The 20,879-nt window shown below is 42.2% G+C and carries 19 protein-coding genes and 1 pseudogene; 16 read left to right on the top strand and 4 right to left on the bottom strand.

Annotation, left to right across the window (positions count from 1 at the left end):
- A partial coding sequence (locus tag CXF61_RS13535; protein WP_165598593.1) for a CAP domain-containing protein occupies positions 1–976 on the top strand: 976 nt, incomplete at its 5' end.
- Positions 977–1,111: 135 nt separating this feature from the next.
- Here CXF61_RS13535 and CXF61_RS13530 read toward each other — a convergent pair.
- Positions 1,112–1,777, bottom strand: a complete 666-nt coding sequence (locus CXF61_RS13530) for a DUF924 family protein (protein WP_165598592.1) — start codon at positions 1,775–1,777, stop codon at positions 1,112–1,114.
- Between the two features lie 99 nt (positions 1,778–1,876).
- Here CXF61_RS13530 and CXF61_RS13525 point away from each other — a divergent pair, with 99 nt between their 5' ends.
- The 3 genes from CXF61_RS13525 to CXF61_RS13515 all read left to right on the top strand — a co-directional run bounded on the left by CXF61_RS13525 (position 1,877) and on the right by CXF61_RS13515 (position 6,609).
- A complete protein-coding gene (locus CXF61_RS13525) occupies positions 1,877–3,118 on the top strand; it encodes a carboxynorspermidine decarboxylase (RefSeq protein ID WP_165598591.1) in 1,242 nt (413 codons plus the stop codon).
- 275 nt (positions 3,119–3,393) lie between these two features.
- Positions 3,394–4,668: a saccharopine dehydrogenase family protein gene (locus tag CXF61_RS13520; protein ID WP_165598590.1), complete on the top strand. Its 1,275-nt coding sequence runs from the start codon at positions 3,394–3,396 to the stop codon at positions 4,666–4,668.
- Between the two features lie 246 nt (positions 4,669–4,914).
- Positions 4,915–6,609, top strand: coding sequence for an alpha/beta hydrolase-fold protein (locus CXF61_RS13515; protein WP_165598589.1), 1,695 nt, complete (start codon positions 4,915–4,917; stop codon positions 6,607–6,609).
- Between the two features lie 160 nt (positions 6,610–6,769).
- Here the strand turns inward: CXF61_RS13515 and htpX are convergent, their stop codons facing one another.
- Positions 6,770–7,678, bottom strand: a complete 909-nt coding sequence (gene htpX, locus CXF61_RS13510; protein WP_101205045.1) for a protease HtpX — start codon at positions 7,676–7,678, stop codon at positions 6,770–6,772.
- 221 nt (positions 7,679–7,899) lie between these two features.
- On the opposite strand from htpX, the gene CXF61_RS13505 reads away from it, so the two are divergent.
- The gene (locus CXF61_RS13505; protein ID WP_057760460.1) at positions 7,900–8,232 is read left to right on the top strand and encodes a YnfA family protein; all 333 of its coding nucleotides are present in this window, start codon (positions 7,900–7,902) and stop codon (positions 8,230–8,232) included.
- 91 nt (positions 8,233–8,323) lie between these two features.
- On the opposite strand, the gene CXF61_RS14290 is transcribed toward CXF61_RS13505, so the two are convergent.
- A complete protein-coding gene (locus CXF61_RS14290) occupies positions 8,324–8,446 on the bottom strand; it encodes a hypothetical protein (RefSeq protein WP_021815223.1) in 123 nt (40 codons plus the stop codon).
- Between the two features lie 351 nt (positions 8,447–8,797).
- Between CXF61_RS14290 and CXF61_RS13500 the strand changes: the two genes are divergently transcribed.
- From CXF61_RS13500 to radA, 11 genes are all read left to right on the top strand, one after another.
- Positions 8,798–9,418: a 6-pyruvoyl trahydropterin synthase family protein gene (locus tag CXF61_RS13500; RefSeq protein WP_102091507.1), complete on the top strand. Its 621-nt coding sequence runs from the start codon at positions 8,798–8,800 to the stop codon at positions 9,416–9,418.
- Positions 9,418–9,948, top strand: a complete 531-nt coding sequence (tsaE, locus tag CXF61_RS13495; RefSeq protein ID WP_165598588.1) for a tRNA (adenosine(37)-N6)-threonylcarbamoyltransferase complex ATPase subunit type 1 TsaE — start codon at positions 9,418–9,420, stop codon at positions 9,946–9,948. The genes CXF61_RS13500 and tsaE overlap by 1 nt, the downstream gene beginning before the upstream one ends.
- Before the next feature lie 53 nt (positions 9,949–10,001).
- Positions 10,002–11,786 (top strand): DNA mismatch repair endonuclease MutL, encoded by a 1,785-nt coding sequence (gene mutL, locus CXF61_RS13490; RefSeq protein WP_165598587.1) that lies wholly within the window; start codon positions 10,002–10,004, stop codon positions 11,784–11,786.
- An 82-nt stretch (positions 11,787–11,868) separates the two neighbouring features.
- Complete coding sequence (miaA, locus tag CXF61_RS13485; RefSeq protein ID WP_165598586.1) at positions 11,869–13,035, top strand: tRNA (adenosine(37)-N6)-dimethylallyltransferase MiaA; 1,167 nt, start codon at positions 11,869–11,871, stop codon at positions 13,033–13,035.
- 327 nt (positions 13,036–13,362) lie between these two features.
- The gene (gene hfq / locus CXF61_RS13480; protein WP_165598585.1) at positions 13,363–13,890 is read left to right on the top strand and encodes an RNA chaperone Hfq; all 528 of its coding nucleotides are present in this window, start codon (positions 13,363–13,365) and stop codon (positions 13,888–13,890) included.
- A 217-nt stretch (positions 13,891–14,107) separates the two neighbouring features.
- A complete protein-coding gene (locus CXF61_RS13475) occupies positions 14,108–15,100 on the top strand; it encodes a KpsF/GutQ family sugar-phosphate isomerase (protein ID WP_101205038.1) in 993 nt (330 codons plus the stop codon).
- 77 nt (positions 15,101–15,177) lie between these two features.
- Positions 15,178–15,744: a KdsC family phosphatase gene (locus tag CXF61_RS13470; protein ID WP_165598584.1), complete on the top strand. Its 567-nt coding sequence runs from the start codon at positions 15,178–15,180 to the stop codon at positions 15,742–15,744.
- On the top strand, positions 15,741–16,325 hold the full coding sequence (lptC, locus tag CXF61_RS13465) for an LPS export ABC transporter periplasmic protein LptC (protein ID WP_165598583.1): 585 nt from the start codon (positions 15,741–15,743) through the stop codon (positions 16,323–16,325). Before CXF61_RS13470 ends, lptC begins: the two co-directional genes overlap by 4 nt.
- An 89-nt stretch (positions 16,326–16,414) precedes the next feature.
- A complete protein-coding gene (gene lptA / locus CXF61_RS13460) occupies positions 16,415–16,972 on the top strand; it encodes a lipopolysaccharide transport periplasmic protein LptA (protein WP_102078866.1) in 558 nt (185 codons plus the stop codon).
- Positions 16,973–17,115: 143 nt separating this feature from the next.
- Complete coding sequence (lptB, locus tag CXF61_RS13455) at positions 17,116–17,826, top strand: LPS export ABC transporter ATP-binding protein (protein WP_379544987.1); 711 nt, start codon at positions 17,116–17,118, stop codon at positions 17,824–17,826.
- A 378-nt stretch (positions 17,827–18,204) separates the two neighbouring features.
- Positions 18,205–19,641: a DNA repair protein RadA gene (radA, locus tag CXF61_RS13450; RefSeq protein ID WP_165598582.1), complete on the top strand. Its 1,437-nt coding sequence runs from the start codon at positions 18,205–18,207 to the stop codon at positions 19,639–19,641.
- 162 nt (positions 19,642–19,803) lie between these two features.
- Here radA and CXF61_RS14345 read toward each other — a convergent pair.
- A pseudogene (locus tag CXF61_RS14345) lies at positions 19,804–20,145 on the bottom strand (septal ring lytic transglycosylase RlpA family protein); the annotation flags it as partial.
- Positions 20,146–20,879 lie beyond the last annotated feature (734 nt).

Below are 20,879 nucleotides of genomic sequence, written 5' to 3'. Positions count from 1 at the left end.
AAGTGCAAATAATCAGTTCAGTCTAGCAAGAACCAGCTGTGGTCTAAATGGTTTATCCGTTGATACAGAATTAGACGATATTGCCATTCAGCACGCAAATTACATTAAATATGTATTTGCCAATAGCTCACCAACCAGCTTTAACGCGCATTTTGAAAATGAAATCAGCGATATTGCTAGTGTGACAGGTTCTAACAATCCTTTTTTCAGTGGATTAGATTTGGCAGATCGATTGATCAATGCAGACTATGGCAACTCTCAATATGGTGTCACTGAAAACATTGCCCAGTCTGTCTATTACAGCTCGGCAGGCAATTTTTTGAGTACAGAAGCCGTGGCAAGCTCTATGGCAAAGTCGTTGTTGTCAGCGCCTTATCATCTACGCTCTTTAATGTTGCCAACTTCAGGCGTAGTAGGAACAGGGATGGTTACCTATACGCCTAGTAGTAAAAATGCTGCTAACAATAAAGGCTATGTTTTGGTAAGCAATGCTGCAGGGACAAAAACTACGACAAATAAAACGTTTGAAGGTGTTTTTACGTATCCATGTCAAGATGTGACGGGGACAGTTACTGCACTTTATAACGAAACCCCAAATCCAGTCAGAGGCTCTGGGCGCAATTTGCGTACTGATCCTATCGGACAGCCAGTTTATATCAACATGCCATCCGCTGATAAAGTTAAAGTGAGTAACGTTAAATTCCGAGATGTGCAGCGCAATATAGATGTGCCTATTCAATTACTTGATTCTGACAATGATCCGTACAAAGGTACGAATTATGCGCTACCAACGAATGAAGCATTTATTTTGCCATTAACTGATGCGCTTAAAAGCTGTGAGTCAGGTAGTAATAAAGGCGGTAATTGTGGACTTTATGGCAATAGCAAATATAAGGTCAGCTTTGATATTTTGGTTGACGATAAAGTATTAGAGCAGCAATCATTTACGTTTACTACTGGTAAGGTAAATTACTAATAAGTATTTAATACTCTCTAAATATTTGTCGTAAAAAAGAAGGTCTGAACCAGTGATATGATTCAGACCTTTTTTTATATAATAATTCTTTGTGTAACAACTTTGAGTATCTTCAGGCAGTACTAGGAATCTCGCTTAAAACGATGAATTAGGCTGTTTTAAAAAGTTCTTTTCATCTTCGGTTGAGTCGCGATTTAGTACCTCGTTGCGATGTGGATATCGCCCGAATTGATCGATAATTTGTTTGTGACGATGTTCAAAGTCTAATGTGTTTGCATCATTTAGTTGTTCAAATAGCGGTAGATAACGCTTATGAATCATGGCCGACTCAGAGTGCATAAACGGTATAATAATAAATCTACGCCATTGCATTGGTAGAGTATCAAAATAAGGCTGTTGAATGGCTTCTTGGGCGAGTGCTAACGCCATACCGTCTTGGGCAAAAGCACAGGCTTGTTTGCGACATAAATTGCGTGAAAACTGATCCAGCACAATAATTTCTGCCAAGCGTCCTGCCAACGCCGTTATCGAGCTATTACCATCCAATGAAGACTCTGCGATACGCCAAGTGACACATTCGCCTTGTTTCGCTGCATGCCAAATACCGCCAAACTTATCCTGTATCTGCTTATCAAAACGATCGTTTTGTTCAAACCAGTACGCTTCATTGTTTTTATCAAACCAAAAATCCAACACGGCACGCGCATCAGGATCTAGATAAGTCAAATCTATGTTTTTCGGATCCAATTGTGATGAATGGGATCGACTGGCTGAGGTGGAATAATCGGTTGAGAGTGCCATAAGATATTCTAATTATGATGAATTTAGTCTACTATAGCGCAAATATTTATATCTGTCTGTCAAGATACCAACAGCAGAGTGTCTATTAGGTAATCTATTATGAATGCAAAAAATCTAGAGAATTCTATCAACGCGACATTGCCACCAACGCCTTACTACGTGCTTGATGAAGCGGCCATCGTCGCTAATATGAAAATCATCGCTAGGCTATGTGAGCTGTCTGGTGCAAAGGCATTGTTGGCACTAAAATGCTTTGCCACATGGGGTGTTTTTGATGTAATGCAGCCTTATCTTCATGGTACGACTTCGTCTTCACTTAACGAAGTAAGATTGGGCTATGAGACCTTTGGTAACAACGATGATGCCAGTAGTAGCGATAAAAAAGAAACGCATGCTTATAGCGTCGCCTATAGTGCAGATGAAATCCCTGAAGTATTGAACTATGCGGATAAAATAATCTTTAACTCAATCTCACAGCTCAACGCTTTTAAAGCGCAAGCCGCCGCGCAAAATATACCCGTAGGTCTACGACTCAATCCAAAGACCAGCAACTCATCTTTTTTGATTGCTGATCCTGCGCGTCCATTTAGCCGTCTTGGTGAGCATGATAAAGATAAAATCGCAGCAGTACTTGGCGATATCACTGGCGTCATGATTCATAACAATTGCGAGAATGACAGCTTTGAAGCCTTTAGTGAAAGCTTGGCAGATATCGAAGATAGATTTGGTGATATCTTAGCGCAGCTTGAGTGGGTGAGTTTGGGCGGCGGTATCCACTTTATCGCGCCTGATTATCCATTAGAAAAGTTGGCTGCACGTTTGAAAGCTTTTAGCGAAACCTATGGCGTGCAAGTCTATCTTGAGCCAGGTGAAGCAAGTATCCATGGTGCAGGTACGTTGGTAACTACTGTATTGGATACCATGCATAATGAAAAAAATCTAGCAGTCGTTGATGCTTCTATTGAAGCGCATATGCTTGATCTATTGATTTATCGTGAGTCCGCACCGATTGCTGCGATTAACCATACAGCTGCCGATATTGCGCCTATTGGCAATCCTGCAGAAGCTGCACCGTCTGAAGCTGATGCTGAGTCAGCAGACCATACCATTATCTATGGTCGTTCTTGCTTGGCAGGTGATATCTTTGGAGAGTATGCATTACCGAGTAATCTTCAGATAGGCGATAAGATTGCCTTTGGCAATGCTGCCGGCTATACGATGGTCAAGAAAAACTGGTTCAACGGTGTCAACATGCCAGCGATAGTCATCCACCGTTTGGATGGCAGTATCGATATCCAGCGTGAGTTTGATTATCAAGATTATAAAGCCAGCTTGTCTTAACGGGATACTTTCAAGACTTTTCTACATTAGAAAACAAAGGCTTAGTCTTAATAATGGGTAATTTTAAGGTATCTGCTATTGATACATTATTTTTTACCGATAAGGGAATAAAAATTGTTATAATCGCGTCGGGCAAATAATGGAGTATTATTTGCCCGACGGGTGCGTGGGTTTTCCTCGGTCTTCCTTTTTAATTCACGCATATCATTCACTCGTTTCTGTTTTGCATAGCCGCTATCAATGGTATCGACAGGGACACAAAGGAGGATTGTTCATTGAACACAAACCAACAAGCTAAGCCCAACAAAAAAGACGTACTGATCATCGGAGCAGGCGGTGTCGCTCAAGTGGTCGCGCATAAATGCGCGATGCACAATGATGTACTTGGTGAGATTCATATCGCCTCACGTACAAAAGACAAATGCGATGCCATCGCCCAAAGTGTAAAAGAAAAAGACAGCTTTAAGCAGGCTGCGGTCTTGCATACGCATCAAGTCGATGCGATGGACAGCCAAGCACTCGTGCAGCTGATACAAGACACCGGAATACAAATAGTCATCAATGTTGGTTCGGCATTTATCAATATGACCGTACTAGAAGCCTGCATTGAGACAGGTACTGCCTACATAGATACGGCTATTCATGAAGACCCACGTAAGATTTGTGAGACACCGCCATGGTACAACAACTATGAGTGGCAACGTAAAGAGCGCTGTGCAGACAACAATGTTACGGCCATTTTAGGTGCAGGGTTTGATCCTGGTATGGTCAACGCTTATGCGCGTCTTGGCTATGACATGATGGATGCAGGATCTGTGACGGATATCGATATCATTGATATCAATGCGGGCAGCCATGGCAAATACTTTGCGACCAACTTTGACCCAGAGATTAACTTCCGTGAGTTCACCGGTACGGTTTACTCTTGGCAAGACAGCAAGTGGCAGTCTAACAAAATGTTTGAAGTTAAACGTACGGACGACTTGCCAGTTGTAGGTGTGCAAAACAGCTATCTAAGCGGTCATGATGAAGTGCATTCATTGTCAGCTAACTTAGATGTACCAAACATTCGCTTTTGGATGGGCTTTGGTGAGCATTACATCAATGTCTTCACTGTCCTACAGAGCTTAGGATTGCTATCTGAGCAGCCAGTGATAACTGCTGAAGGCCAAGAAGTGGTACCACTGAAAGTTGTTAAAGCAGTACTACCAGATCCAAGCTCGCTTGCACCGAACTATACAGGCAAGACCTGTATCGGTGACAAAGTCAAAGGCAAGATCAATGGCGTTGAGACTGAAGTGTTTATCTACAATGTCTCAGATCATAAAGATGCTTACAATGAAGTTGGTAGCCAAGGTATCTCGTATACCGCAGGCGTGCCACCTGTTGCTGCTGCGATACTAGTCGCGACTGGCGAATGGGATGCAGGCAAAATGGTCAACGTCGAAGAGTTAGATGCCAAGCCATTTATCAATCTGCTAAATAAGATTGGTTTGCCAACGCGTATCAAAGATAGCGAAGGCGATAGAGCGCTTGAGTTTGATATTTAGTTAGTCATTATATCTATTCTAAAAGCCCATCTGACTTTAATTGAGTCAGGTGGGTTTTTTATTTTATAAAGAAAAAATAAATTGTCATTGTCTATTTAATTATACAGAATAAATTATCAAACGATAATGATTTTCAATATCATCTATATTAAAAATAAGGTAGTATTTCACTTTTGTATCATTCGCTAGACATTCTGTAAAGGTAGAAATTAGATGTTTGTCAGTGAATAAATGAGGGAGTAGTGAATGAGATACATACGATTTCTTCCTAAGAAGAAATGGGCCATAGCAGGCTTTACCTTTTTATTATATTCGGCGTCATTTCCTGCATTTGGTTCGGAGGCAACGATGCTAACGATTGAAAGTCCCTTAAAAGGCGATTTAAATCATTCCAACAGGGAAAACGCTGATATCAAGCCACAGCATAAGTCATTAGACTTTAGCGTTCCTTGCGATACAGGCGATTATCTAACCGGATATGTTGAGAGTGATAGAAGTATGATGACGCTAGATGTTATCGATGCCACAGGAAAAGTATCGCGCCGTTTGATTGATAATAAAAGTGGCAAACAACACTTCTATTCAGTAGCCGAAAACTGTGCAGAGACCTGGCGACTGTCTGGCTCAGGTGCTTATCAGATAGTGCTCGAACAACGTGTTAGTTTAGCAGAGCAAGATTTAAAAGGTTCTTTAGGAAATTCTCTAGACAGTTCTGACACGTTACTCAGCCCCAGAGTATCGGCATTACTTGAGTCATTGCAGAAAGGGCAGAGTACAGATCGCTTTTGGGCGGAAGTGGAAGTATTAGGTACACCGCTGATTGAAGACACAGCTTTGGGCACTGTGATGACGTTTTTAGCGCGAGGAGACTATCGCAATGTCAAGTTAATGGGTGGCCCGTCCACCAATCATGATGCATTGCAACGATTGGTAGACTCTGATACATGGTACAAAAGTTTTATTGTGCCAAACAACACGCACTTATCCTATCAAATTGCCCCTAATATCCCTGAGCCACCTCTGTCTGAGTTTGCTCGTAGAGTCGCCATAAAAGCCGTGGCTCAAGTTGATCCTTATAATCACCATTCATGGCCACGTTCAGCCACTGATAAGTACACAACCAAATCTACTATTACGTTAAAAGACGCACCAAATAGGCGTTGGATAAAAAGACAGGCAGAGGTTCCCAAAGGAGCGTTGTCTACCTTTAAATTTACTAGTAGTACATTGGATAATACTCGCGATATCACCATTTACTCCCCAACTGTTAATAACAACAAGGAGAATAGTAAAGATGATGCGGTGCTGTTATATATCTTTGATGCTGAAGCCTATATTGATACGGTTGGATTGCCCACGATTTTAGATAATTTGATTGCAGAAGGTAAGGTTCCACTAGTGACAGCGGTGTTTATTAGCAATCCTGACAATGATGCCCGTGCACGTGAATTACCTGCCAACCCAATGTTTGCAGATGTATTGGCCAATGAGTTAGTACCACAAATAAATAAACGATTGCCAGTAGCGATACCAACGGATAGAACGGTCATTGCAGGGTCAAGTTATGGCGGTTTAGCAGCGACGACTATCGCACTACGTCACTCCGACATATTTGGCAATGTTATCTCTATGTCTGGGTCTTACTGGTGGCATCCAAAAGATCAGACAGCAGAAGATAAACACTTCGTAGCGTCTGAGGTAATAAAAATGGATAAGGCACCCGTTCGTTTCTTTTTGAGCGCAGGCGTGTTTGAAACGGCTCGTGGTAAAAGTGGTAGCAACGGTATATTGGGAACCAATCGTCATCTGCGAGACATTTTATTGGCAAAAAGGTACGATACACATTATCAAGAGTATGCTGCAGGACATGATTACTTTGCTTGGCGAGGAATCATAGGAGATGGTTTGGTATCGCTTTTTCCGTCTAAGGAAAAGAAGTAATATCTCTTTTATTTAAACTAGCGCTAATGTTTAGCCTTTTACTACTAAATAAAATGATAGTGACTGAGTATTCATACTCTAACTTCTAATTTTCTATATAAAGTATTTTTTTAAAACCAACCTGCTAACAAGTAGCAAGTTGGTTTTAAATCGATTGTCATTAATTAGGATTATATTCTCTCAACGCCGCAATACGGTCATCAAGCGTTGGGTGTGAGCGGAATAGGTTTGCAATACTAAAGCCTTGAGTTTGCCCAGACGAGATTGCAAAAGCTTTCATGCTCTCAGGCATTTGGTCAGGACGCTGTGCAGAGGGACGCAACGCATCAAGCGCACTGATCATTTTTTCGCGGCTGGCCAATTTTGCGCCCATTTGATCCGCACGGAATTCACGTAAGCGTGAGAACCACATTACGATGGCAGACGCTAAAAACCCAAGCAGAATATCCATTACAATACTAGTGATAAAGTACCCAATACCTGGGCGATCACTGGTGTTTTTGAACACAGTACGGTCAACGAAACTGCCGACAATGCGTGCAAAGAACATTACAAACGCATTGACTACGCCTTGAATGAGGGCGAGGGTTACCATATCACCGTTAGCCACATGACCAATCTCATGTGCCAATACGGCCTCGACTTCATCTTGATTCATATTTTGTAGTAAGCCAGACGACACTGCTACTAGGGCTTTATTTTTATTCCAGCCAGTCGCAAAAGCATTTGGCTGCGAATTATTAAAGATACCAACCTCAGGCATACCGATATTTACGGCTCGTGCTTGTTTGGCGACTGTATCGACTAGCCATTGCTCAGTAGCGGTGCGTGGCGATTCTATGACTACCGTACCAGTGGATCTTTTAGCCATCCACTTCGATATAAATAGCGACACCATCGAGCCGACCATACCGTAGATACCACACATAACGGCAAGGCTAATGTAGTTGAGACCACCTGCGCTGTGCACACCACCGATTCCAAAAAACCTCGATAAAATACCAAACACAATGCTAAATACCACAATCACTGCCAAGTTGGTTAATAAAAATAATCCAATACGCATCATGATGCTAACTTCCTATTTACAATGTCGGTATGGCCTCGATAGATAGTTATCTAAGAGGTTTGTTTGTTATGATAGATTTTACTGTGATTTTAACTGTCATGTCAGAAAAAATAGCTTTTTATAAGTGGTGACAGAGATAGGGTGATTATTTTGGGGAATGCCGTACAATACCTGACTGGTTTTATCAGGTTAGAAAAGTAGTAGATGAGGAGTAGTGAGTTTTGACAGAATTAAAGACGGTTGGGCTATTTGCGCTTACTGCATTGGCTGAGATTGCAGGATGTTATCTGCCTTATCTGTGGCTGCGAGAAGGCAAGTCAATCTGGCTACTGATACCTGGTGCGCTGAGTTTGGTCGCGTTTGTTTGGCTGCTGTCATTACATCCAACTGCTGCGGGCAGGGTCTATGCTGCATATGGTGGCGTTTATATATGTATGGCGATTTTATGGTTGTGGACGGTCAATGGTATACGACCAACCATGTGGGACATAGTGGGTTCGGTAGTTGCGCTATTAGGAATGGCGATTATTATGTTTGCTCCGCGCGGAGCTTAATTAAAGACAGTGCTTAGCTAAAGGCCAATGACGAACCAAAAAAATACCAATCGAACGGCTAGGTCGGATTAGTATATTAATATATTGATTATTAATGTTTGCCTAAAATACTACCATTGTCGTCTTTCTTGGCTTGTTTGGCAGCTTTCTTCTCTTTAGCAGTCAAAAGAGGCTTTTTCTTAACGTTCTTCTTACTATCTTGACCTTTGCTCATAATCGTTTCCTTTTTTACAGCACACTACTCATTACGCAAAGTTAAGCGAATTCAAGACAGTGTGAATACAGCTAACATAGCTGTTTACTGAATAGAGTATAGGCTTAAGCTTTAGTAATAGATAGCGCTCGCACAATTCGTCTACGATTCAAGTATCATTTAAATTCTTTATGTTTATGGTTAGTCCTAGTTCACCAATTGATTCGTTCAATCAATCATTGTATTAATAAGTGCTTACTTACGGATACATGGCGATTTGCTATAATGCGTCATAAACCGATTTATAAACGCGGCAAACTCTTATTTATTAACATTTAGCACCATAGTGCTTACTGTTTTGGTCAAATTATTATGCGTATTCGTAAACTGTTCAAATTTGAAAATGCTCACATCGTTCGTAACTGTAGTTCTGAGCGTTGTAAGCACTCGATTCATGGCCACAGCTATCAAATTGAGCTGATCCTTGAAGCCACTCGTTTAGACCATGGGCAAATGGTTTATGATTTTGGTTTGCTAAAATCTTCCATAAAAGACATCATTGATAGCTTTGATCATGCGATTTGTTTTTGGAACAAAGATGATCCTGAGTATGTCGCAGCGTGTAAGAAATTTAGCGCACGTTGGATAAGCCTACCAGTTTCACCATCGGCAGAGCAGTTTTCACGAGTGATATTCTTTTGGGCGCAAGAAATACTGCGACAGACACAAATGCAAAATGGTGAAGCAGATGTCAGCGTGTACTCAGTGATTGCCCATGAGACGGCGACTGGGTATGCGCAGTGCTTTGCTGATGATGTTGCAAACGATCAAATGGGTAAGCTGGTCTTAGAAGATTTTGAATTCAGTGAGCAGGTCCGTGCTGAGTGGACTGACTCTGAGCTGTATGCCAAACTGATTCGCGGTGAAAGCTTTACCAATCCAACTGTGACCATGCAGGTACAGACAGAGCAAGTACAAGCAGGTTCAGTCTGATGTGTGATGGTCAACCTATAGAAAATAGCAAATACTTAAAGACTCTGATACTAAACTCTGAGCAAGATACTCAATCATTGGCTAAGCAATTAGCGACATTACCACTGACAGGTAGCGTGTGGCTGGCAGGGGACTTGGGCGCTGGTAAAACGACATTGACGCGTTATTGGTTACAAGCGCTTGGTCATACAGGTGCGGTAAAAAGTCCAACTTATACCTTGGTTGAGCCCTACAGTATTCAGCAAAAAGATGGTTCAATCAAGCCAGTTTATCATGCAGATTTATATCGTCTCCAAGATCCAGAAGAACTGTCTTTTATTGGGTTTGATGAGTATCTCGATGAGCCTGAAGCATTAGTCATCATCGAATGGGCTAGCCGTGCTGATAGCTATCTTCCGCCGCCCACGTTATTCATCGATATGACTCAAAGTGTAAGCGATGATAACGACACTGAAGCTCGCCAAGTGCAGTTGAGGTTGTCAAAGGCAAGTCAAGCGCAGGGTTTGGATCTATCGCAACTTATCATCTAAACGAACATCTAAATTATACCAATCGCTACTTTCCAAAAACATGACATCTATAAATGCCAGATAATCATCCTAATACCCGTATTAAAAAACTATCGCCGCTGCTAATCAATCAATTAGCAGCAGGTGAGGTGGTGACACGTCCAGCAGCAGTGGTCAAGGAGTTGCTTGAAAATGCCATCGATGCTGGCGCGACCGATATTGAGGTACGCATCACTCAAGGCGGTATGGGCCTGATTGAGGTAGTGGATAATGGGGTCGGTATTCATCCTGATGATATGGTCATGGCCATCACTCGTCATGCGACCAGTAAGGTTGCCGATGTTGCTAACTTGCACGGTATTACGACATTGGGTTTTCGCGGTGAAGCGTTAGCGGCGATGGCTGCTGTCTCTCGTTTGACCTTAACCAGTAGTCATGATGAGAGCGGTATCGGTCGTCAATTACAGGTCGCTGGCGTATTAGATGACACACCGAAACTGTTACCAGTTGTGCATAACCGTGGTACTACGATTGTCGTAAAAGATTTGTATTTTAACGTGCCTGCGCGCCGCGGTAATTTGAAATCTATTGCTACTGAGTTCGGTCATATCGAGACCATTGTCCGAGAAGTCGCACTGGCGCGTGCCGATGTTGCTTTGACACTCTTTCATGACAATAAACAGCGGCTATCGTTATCTGCAAGTGCTACGAGTATTAGTGGCAATAATGACAGTCGCTTGCCACTGCCGCGGTTGGAGCAAGCAACGGGTATGGCATTGACAGATAATGCATTAGCAATATCGATAGATTTGTCGAGTCTGGTGCAGTCGTCTGTAGAATACGATGATAACAATGTTAATCAGGCAGCGATTAGTGGTTGGTTATGGCCATTGCATTATGAAAAATCTGATTTACCAAAGCTGATTTATGTAAATGGCAGACTGGTAAAAGAAGCATTGATTAGCAATCAAATACGTCAACTGGCACAAGGTGCGCAGCTAGCAGGTATGGGGTATGCACTGTATTTTGATTTACCAACGCAATGGTTAAATATCAATGTGCATCCATCTAAACAACGTATCAAAATCAGTCCATTGAATAATATTATGGCGCACTTAGGTCATACAGTTCGTACGCAGTTGAAAACGATTGATGTAGCTAAATTTGGGCTTAGAATTGATTCTGCATCTGCGTCCGTAGCGACGACAGACGCTGATAGCCAATACAAATCTGCGGAACGTGCAAATAATGATGCTTCTTTAAGTCGTTTGTCTGAAATGCCCATCTCGAGTATTCAGCCTACTAATAACCCAAGGCAGAATAATCAAGTAGAAGCTACTAGACAGGCTTATCAGTCTACTGCAAACCAATCATCTTCAAATAATCCTTTATTGCAAAAGTCAGTGCAATCTCATATCAATGAACGATCAGACCAAAGTAACAACAGTAACAACAGCACGTCACATTATTCTGATGGAGCAGGTACTTTTGCATCTTTACCAATTTGCTTAGATATTATTGAAAAAGTAGAGACTATTGGTATTGACTCAAGCGCAGAGGATAAAAAGCTACCTTGGCTGTTATTTTATCACCAAGGGCAGTGCGTACTGATAAGTGCTAAAGATTGGCAGTCTAAAATAAGCCAGCTATTTGAGTCACTTACCTCTAGTCAGCAAGTATTCAAAAAAGATAGATTACCAAACAGGGCTACTGAGGTTAATCAACAACTTATGACGGTCAATACGCAAATGTCTGCGCAAGATTCAATGGTTTTAGTGAATGATCTTACTGAAATAATTATGAACAATGCTATCAAGACGATAGACAGTCACCGCTTAGTAAAGCTAATGCTATCCTGAATATCTCAAGACGGTTACAACATCTTAAAGCAATCAAACCAGTTGTTATCTGAGTTATCCATATATTATGAAAGGCCACTTTATGCAACATTCGTCTGATAGCCTACCTCACAAACTGACGGATAACAGCGTAGTTTGTCTTATGGCACCAACCGCTAGTGGCAAGACGTCACTGGCGTACGAGCTATACGATACTGGCCGTTTTGAGTTAATTTCTGTGGACTCAGCGCTGATATATCGTGATATGAACATTGGTACAGCCAAGCCAACAGCGGCTGAGTTGGCGCGTTATCCACATCATTTGGTCGATATCATTGATCCTATGCAAAGCTATAGTGTGGCTGAGTTTGTCAGTGACGTTGCCCGTCTTATTGACGAATGTCATAGAAATGGCAAGATACCATTATTAGTAGGCGGCACCATGATGTATTACATGGCGCTACTCGATGGGTTGTCTCCTGTGCCCGATAGCGATGACAGCGTACGGGCGCGCGTAGAGCAGTGGCGTCGAGAGGAAGGTATTAGCGCTCTATATGATTATTTGGGGAGTATAGATCCTATAAGTCATGAGCGTTTGAATGCTACTGATACTCAGCGTATCACGCGAGCAGTTGAAGTCTATTTACAAACAAATATTCCAATAAGTGACTGGCAGCGCAAGCCAAAGCAAGCATTGGCACATAATCCGAATCAGCAATGGCATGCGCTATCGGTAATGCCAGATCGTCCATGGCTACATAATCGTATCGAACAACGTCTAGATATCATGTGGAATGAAGGGCTAGTGGCTGAAGTCATAGACTTACTAAAAAAGTATCCGCTCACGCCTAATATACCTTCGATGCGCTGTGTGGGCTACAGGCAAGTACTAGAATACTTGGTGCATATTGAGCATCCGATATTTGATGAGACTCATCTAGATAAAGCTCAATTTTATGAAGCTTTTGGAAAGCATACAGCTGTCAACGGAGAAAAAGAAATCTCAGATAATGTTGCTCAGTCAGCTACTCAACCAAATATGGCTAACCAAGAGACCGAGGCGCTTGCTTGTCAGGAAATGCAAAAGAAGGCATTATATGCTACAAGACAGCTAGCAAAACGTCAGTACACATGGCTAAGAAAGGTAATGCAATTGCCTAGCGCATCATCGAATGGGACAGTAGAGTTTGAGAGCGGGGCTGATGCTAGCAGTCGTATGATATTACAAATGTTTGAAACCATGGCCGAAGCACGAGAGTACTTGTCTTAAGGTGCAATGATAGCTAACACAATTAGTTTCAAAAATTGACATAGATAGCTGTTATAATTTGGCTCAGTGCGTTGAGCCTTGTTATGATGTCTGGTTTATAGACTTTTGTAGACAGAAAGTATTAACGAAACAACTAGTTACTTAATTATTTACAATAATAACGTATTCGCGATAAAGTGGAATCACTTAAGAGCAATGAATATTTATTTAGATACGTTTTATAAAGAAAACACCTTATTGTATCTACCTTTTAGCCATTATAATTAAATTAACACTTAAAATAATTGGCACTCAAAACATAACTATATAATATTTAGGAGAGATTTCATGTCAAAAGGACAAACTTTACAAGATCCGTTCTTGAACTCGCTGCGCAAAGACCGCATTCCTGTCTCTATTTTCTTGGTCAATGGTATTAAACTACAAGGCCAAATTGAATCATTTGATCAATATGTCGTTCTCCTGAAAAACACAGTGAGCCAAATGGTATACAAGCATGCCATCTCAACAGTCGTGCCAGCACGTAACCCGCGTAGTAGTACGACGACAGGTACAAGTGCTCAGCCTCAGAGCGCAGCACCGACTGGATATCAAGGCGGTGGCTTTGAACGTGGTAGTAACCCTGCTGCGAGTGGTTTTGAAGAACGTGGTTTTGCATCGAGTCGCAGTGGATTCAATCGTGGTGGTTTTAGCCAAGGTCAAGATCGTGGTTTTGAACGCGGTAGTTTCGGTCAAGGTCAAGAGCGCGGGTTTGAGCGTGGTGGCTTCGGTCAAGATCGTGGGTTTGATACCACGGCAGATAATACAGGCTTTGAAGATAAGCCAAACGACGGTTCTAATGATAGCAATAGCTAACTCGTTGCATTAATTGAGCATGTTGTCTAGAAAATATTAAGACATGATTTATTCGTTTAAAACCTGCTGATATAGTGGGTTTTTTTTGTATAGATAGCAGCATGCTCTTTATTCAGTATGAAGCACTATATTAGTGTAGATTTTGTAGACCATTACTAATATGAAACATAGTGTAGTAAAATAGCGTATTGATTCATTATAAAAACAGAGCGGATTCATGAGTGATACCAAAAACAACTTAACCCATGAGCAATTTATTACCACTGCTATCGAGGCCATTAATACCGAAATATCTGCGTTGGCGCTGTTGACAGAGCAGATTGACGACAGATTTGCACAAGCATGTGACATCATTTTGACTTGCAAGGGTCGAGTGGTAGTCACGGGCATGGGTAAGTCAGGGCTAATTGGACGCAAGATTGCAGCGACCTTTGCCTCAACTGGTACGCCTGCTTTTTTTATGCATCCTGGTGAAGCAGGGCATGGTGATTTGGGTATGCTGGTAAAGGGTGATGTGCTGCTTGCTATTTCAAACTCAGGTGAGTCAGATGAAATCAAGATGCTACTGCCAGTTGTTAAGCATCTAAATATCCCTCTCATCAGTATCAGTCGTGATAAGCGCGGTATGCTACCACGAGCAGCTGACATTGTATTAACGCTCGGTCAGTCGCAGGAGGCGTGTCCACTTAATCTAGCGCCTACCTCCAGTACGACGGCTACTTTAGCGCTCGGAGATGCATTGGCGGTTGCTTTAGTACATGCACGTAATTTTACTTCTGAAGATTTTGCATTATCGCATCCTGCTGGTGCCTTGGGTCGTCAGCTATTGACGCGTGTCGAAGATTTGATGCATACCAATTCAGAAGACTTGCCATTGATTCATCAGCAAGCCCCATTGCAACAAGCTTTGTTTACCATGTCTGCCGGACGATTGGGCATGACCGTAGTGACTGATGATAACAATAAGGTCGTCGGTGTGTTCACAGATGGTGACTTACGCCGAGGGTTAGAAAAAGGCATCGATCTACAAACGCCAATGCATGAAGTGATGGTCAGCAATCCACGCCATATTAGTAAAACGATGCGTGCGTCAGATGCGCTAAGTGTTATGAATGAAAGTGGTATTAGCCAGTTATTGATCATTGATAATGAAGATCGTTTAGAAGCTATTATTACCGTGCATGATTTGCTACAAGCTGGGGTCAAATAAGGTTTGTGAGTTGCCGTTGAAATAGTTAAGCTATATAGAATAACGCTTCGAAAATAAATATTAAAAAGAGACAAATAATGCAGGACTTGATACAGAAAGCCGGACAAGTAAAACTATTGGTCATGGATGTCGATGGTATTTTATCCAATGGTCAAATCATCTATGATGCCAATGGTGTTGAGACCAAAGCGTTCTCAGTACATGATGGTGTGGGTGTTAAGTCTTTAGCCCGTTACGGTATTTTGACAGCCATTATTACCGGTCGTAGTAGTGCAATGGTGAATAAGCGCGCAGCAGAAATGGGCGTCAACCATGTGGTTCAAGGCCGTGATGATAAATTAATCGCATTAAACGAGCTGCTATCGTCTTTAGATCCCGCCCTGAATATCACTGCTGCCGACTGTGCCTATATAGGCGATGATTTACCGGATATCAAAGCAATGCAAACAGTAGGATTCGCGGCAACCGTACCTAACGCGCATGCTGAAGTTATCAAGCGCAGTGACATGGTAACGACTCGTGCTGGCGGTACTGGTGCAGTGCGCGAGATATGTGACCTTATTTTAAAAGGTCATGGACATTATCAAGACTTTATCGCGCATTACACGCTTGATGAGGCGCAAACTCAGGATAACCAGTCGTGAATACACGTGTCTTAATTGTATTAGCCTTAATTATTGCTGGTATCGCAGGTTGGTTTTTTCAGCAGCAAGGCGACGTAACGCCGCCAGTCAATATTGAAACAACAGATGTCGATTATGAAGCCACCGATATCAAAGCCGTGCAGACCAATGAACAAGGTGAAACCGAATACGAGCTTACCGCTGAGTCTTTGATGCATAATCCTGAGACCAATCAGGATGAAATGTCAGGCATTACCATGAATTGGGAACCATCTGCAGAGCAACGCTATCGTATTCAAGCGGGCAGTGCAGCTATTAGTCAACAGACAGGGGAGCTTAGTTTATCAGGTGGATTTACACTGGTGAGCGAAGGCAATAAGAGTACTCCTGATATCGAACCAATAAAAGTGACTGGTAGTACGCTAAAAGGTAATACGAAATCAGGCAAAGTATACAGTGACGCGCCTGTGAAAATCGAACAAGGCATGAATCGATTTGAAGCCTCTAGTATGACTGCCAATCTTGAGACGGGTGAGTATGAATTTGGCCAAGTGGCTGTTGCATTTTCTCCATCTGAACGCCAAGACAAAGCATTGTTTTAATCAAAGTCTTTCTTATTTACTGTGTCAAAAAATAGCAGCTAGCATAAAGTTTGCAAATCCTACCACCTATTATGAAATGAGTTATTTATATGAAACTTAAATTTTTGCCTACTTTACGCGCATCATCACTCTGCTTGCACAAATTGTGCGCACTGCCAATGGTGATGTTATTGGCGCTACCGCTATATAGTCATGCGTTGCCATCAGATTCTAATCAGCAGATTAAATTGCTAGCGGATAAAGCCACTTATAGTGAGCGTACCGGCGTGACCAGTTATGCAGGTAATGTCATTATTACCCAAGGTACGTTTAAGATGACGGCTGACAACATCACAGTCAATCTTTCTCAGCAGCGTAGCATTAACTCGGCGGTAGCAACTGGCCGTCCAGCGACTATGCAGCAAGTAGTCACGCAAGAAAAAGGCTTGGCAAAAGGGCAGGCTAATAAAATTGACTACAACGCAGTGTCTGGGATTATTACGCTAACTGGCAATGCGAAACTGGTTCAGAATGGTGCAAGCTTCGCTGGTAACGTCATTCGTTATAGCCTAAAAGCAGGTGATGTTGAAGCGACTGCTGGCGGCAATCAGCGCGTTGAACTGGTATTCCCGCCTAACAATGGTACAAACCAAAGTGGCGTACGTTAATCCAAATAAACAGGCTATGAGTAAATAAGTCTGCCTTTAGCAATGCTTAAATTTTGTGAAAGTAAGAGTAAGTTATGAGCGATGATAAAAATCTAGACCTATCGGCATCAAATACCAATACGGCGCCTGTCGCTCGATTGACTATGCAAAATTTAGGCAAGCGCTATGGAAAGCGTTGGGTAGTCAAAGACGTTTCATTTTCTGTCGAACAGGGTCAAGTCGTCGGACTGTTGGGGCCTAACGGTGCTGGTAAAACGACAAGCTTCTATATGGTGGTGGGACTGGTCAATATGGATAAGGGCCGCGTTACGTTAGGTAAAATGGATTTATCTAAATACGCAATGCATGAGCGAGCGCGTGCGGGTATCGGCTATCTACCACAAGAAGCATCAATCTTTCGTAAATTATCTATCGAAGATAATATCTTAGCTATCCTACAGACTCGTACAGAATTAAGTAAAGCTGAACAGCAGCAAGAACTTGAAAAGTTGATTGGCGAGTTCCATTTAGAACATGTGCGCAAGTCTCAGGGTATGAGCGTGTCAGGCGGTGAGCGTCGTCGCTGTGAGATTGCGCGAGCATTGGCCGCTGATCCTAAGTTTATCTTATTGGATGAGCCTTTTGCAGGGGTAGATCCTATCTCTGTCGGTGATATTAAAGACGTTATTTTGACGTTAAAAAATCGTGGCATTGGCGTTTTAATCACCGATCACAATGTTCGAGATACACTGGCTATTTGTGAAAAGGCTTATATTGTATCAGAAGGCGCTATCATTGCAGAAGGTACTTCGGCTGAAGTGTTAGAAAATGATTTAGTAAAATCTGTTTATCTAGGTAAAGACTTTCAAGTATAAGTGAGAGCGTTAAATCCCTTATCTCATACTCTATTTTATATAGTGCGCTCAAGACAAAAAGGTGCTGTTAAAGTAGAGTTATGCTGTTATAGATTTTCCTTACTTCCTATGCATTTTGCTTTACAAACGCTGCGTAAAACTACACCAATAACTTTGTGTTTCCTGATTAACTAATAAGAGCTGGCTAAAACTATTTTATATAGAGCTTATAAGCCAGTTACTACTTATATCTACAATTAACACCATTCTCTTTCAAGTACAGCTTCCAAAACCAATAGCTGACTTATCATAACAAATATTTTTGAATCAGCGCTTATAAAGCGTGACAATACTTTCTTCATTATTCTCGATTGACCCTCTGAATAAGGCTTATAAGCTATGGCAAAAAATAAAAGCAGCTATGTCTGTCAGCATTGCGGTGCGCATTTTGGTAAATGGGCCGGGCAGTGTACGGATTGCGGGGAATGGAATAGCTTGGTCGAAGCCCCAAATTTCAGCATGCCTCATCACAATAAGAGCACCGCGAAGCCTAATAACGCACGAGCTGCTACTCGTGGTACCAGTGCGCCAGCTGGTAACTACTCTGGTACTCACAGTGCTGTCATGCCGCTTAATGCAGTAAGTGTGACGCTCGACACACGCCTACCAACTGGTATCAGTGAGTTCGATCGCGTACTGGGTGGTGGGTTAGTGGCGGGTTCCGTAGTGTTAATCGGCGGTGATCCAGGTATTGGTAAATCAACGATCTTGCTGCAAACGGCGACCAATATGGCACGGGCGGATTCACTAGCAGGTAGTGCATTATACGTGACGGGTGAAGAGTCACTTGCACAGGTGGCCATGCGAGCCAAACGTTTAGACTTGCCTGCTGATAGACTGCGTGTATTGGCCGAAACTAACGTAGAAACTATCTGCGCTGCATTAACGCAAGAGCAGCCAGCCATCGCTATTATTGATTCTATTCAGACGATTTATACGGACGCTATTAACTCTGCACCAGGTGGTGTCAGTCAGATTAGAGAGTCTGCTGCAATTTTGACTCGCTATGCTAAGCAAACAGGGACAGCGCTATTTTTAGTAGGACATGTAACCAAAGAAGGTACGTTAGCGGGTCCGCGAGTATTGGAGCATATGGTTGATACCGTACTTTATTTTGAAGGCCAGTCTGACTCGCGTTTTCGTATGATTCGTGCGGTCAAAAATCGCTTTGGTGCGGTTAATGAACTGGGTATCTTTGGTATGACTGATATGGGGCTCAAAGAAGTCGCCAATCCATCAGCGATATTTTTAAGTCGTTATGACAAACCTGTTGCTGGATCTGTAGTAATGGTCAGCCGTGAAGGTACAAGGCCGTTACTAGTAGAAGTGCAGGCCTTGGTCGATGATTCACAAGGCTCGCCTAGAAGAATGGCACTGGGTTTAGACTTCCAACGTTTATCCATGCTACTAGCAGTGATGCATCGTCACGGCGGGATACATACTAGTGGACAAGATGTCTATGTCAACGTTGTTGGTGGCGTCAAAGTTATAGAAACGGGATCTGATTTGGCCGTACTGTTGGCCTGTGCTTCAAGTATTAAAGAGAGGGCGTTACCATCTTCATTAGCAGTATTTGGTGAAGTGGGTCTATCGGGCGAGATACGCCCAGTACCTAACGGACAAGAACGCTTGAAAGAAGCGATGAAACATGGGTTTAAACATGCCATCATTCCAAAGGCCAATGCACCTGCTAAGGACGCGCCTCAGTTCAAAGGTATCAATGTGATTGCTGTTGAGCGTCTTGATGATGCCATCGAAAGCGCGTTTGAGTTATAAGATATATAGAACTTATAGTACTGTGTTTTGAGTAGTTTAGTCGCTACTATTAGTTTGGAACGATAAATATAGACCATAAAAAAAGCCTAACTAATGATGAGTTAGGCTTTTTTTGCTATATAGGCTAGCAATATTATTGGTCTTTAAAACTGATACCTAAAGTTAAGGTCCTGCAACGCGCTCAATAGCAACGTTACCCACGCCTTTACTCGTAATACCGAGTTTTTTGGCGGCACCATAAGATAAGTCTAATACACGGTTACCATGAAATGGGCCACGATCGTTCACTTTTACCACGACACTTTTACCATTGGTCTTGTTAGTGACTTTGACATAGCAGTTCAATGGTAATGAGCGATGCGCTGCAGTTAAACCGTTCATGTCAAAAGTTTCGCCACTGGCAGTCTTGCGACCATGAAACTTACGACCATACCAAGACGCAAGACCAGTCTGCTTGAACTTACTGACAGAGTTAGAAGCAACAGCTGTTAAGCGCTCTAATACATCTTCATCATTGGTAACTTGTGTCGTATCATTGGCTAACAATGAGCTGCTAAGTGCCAATGAAGTCGGCTGACGGGCTGACTTTACCAAACTTGATGCACCATCATGCTGACGGCTTAGTTCACCAAGTACACGGTCAATGTGGGAGGCGTTATCTTGCGAAATCATAGCAAGTGTGGTCTTTGCTTCTACAGCATTTGCATTGGTAGCGACTGCAGAGCCAGCAAATAACATTGCTGACATTGTAAGTAAACCAGATAAACGCTTGTTCATAAATACCTCTATAACTTATACATCAAAACCTAACTCTAAATATTTTAGATTGAGCATGGCATTAATCTATTATTTTCATATTGATTAATGAGCGGCTCTTATAGATATTAATATATGGTAATTTTTCATTTCATTATCATCAGTGTTCAGCAGAAATAGAGCTAAAGTGACTGATGATACGCTCAAATGATAGTTAGCGATAAGCATTGAATACAAAGTCCAAAATCAGGACTAAGTGACAATGTCACTATATGTTGTATTTACATGATGTGCGATCTACAAACTTCTTTAGAGTGCTACGTTAATAAAAGGTTCAGAGGACATCGCGTATCGCTTTGTTATCAAACCGTTAATTAAGTAGTGTATTTGAAAGTCTGGAATCTACAAGATGCTAACTATACGGCTACGCTACAACCTAAATATATTTAAATGCAAAGTTTATTAGTAGCTATGTACGGGTT

Source organism: Psychrobacter sp. 4Dc (assembly GCF_002836715.1).
Lineage (GTDB): Bacteria > Pseudomonadota > Gammaproteobacteria > Pseudomonadales > Moraxellaceae > Psychrobacter.
The sequence above is the reverse complement of the archived record's forward strand: the minus strand, read 5'-3'. Positions and strand labels throughout refer to the sequence as shown.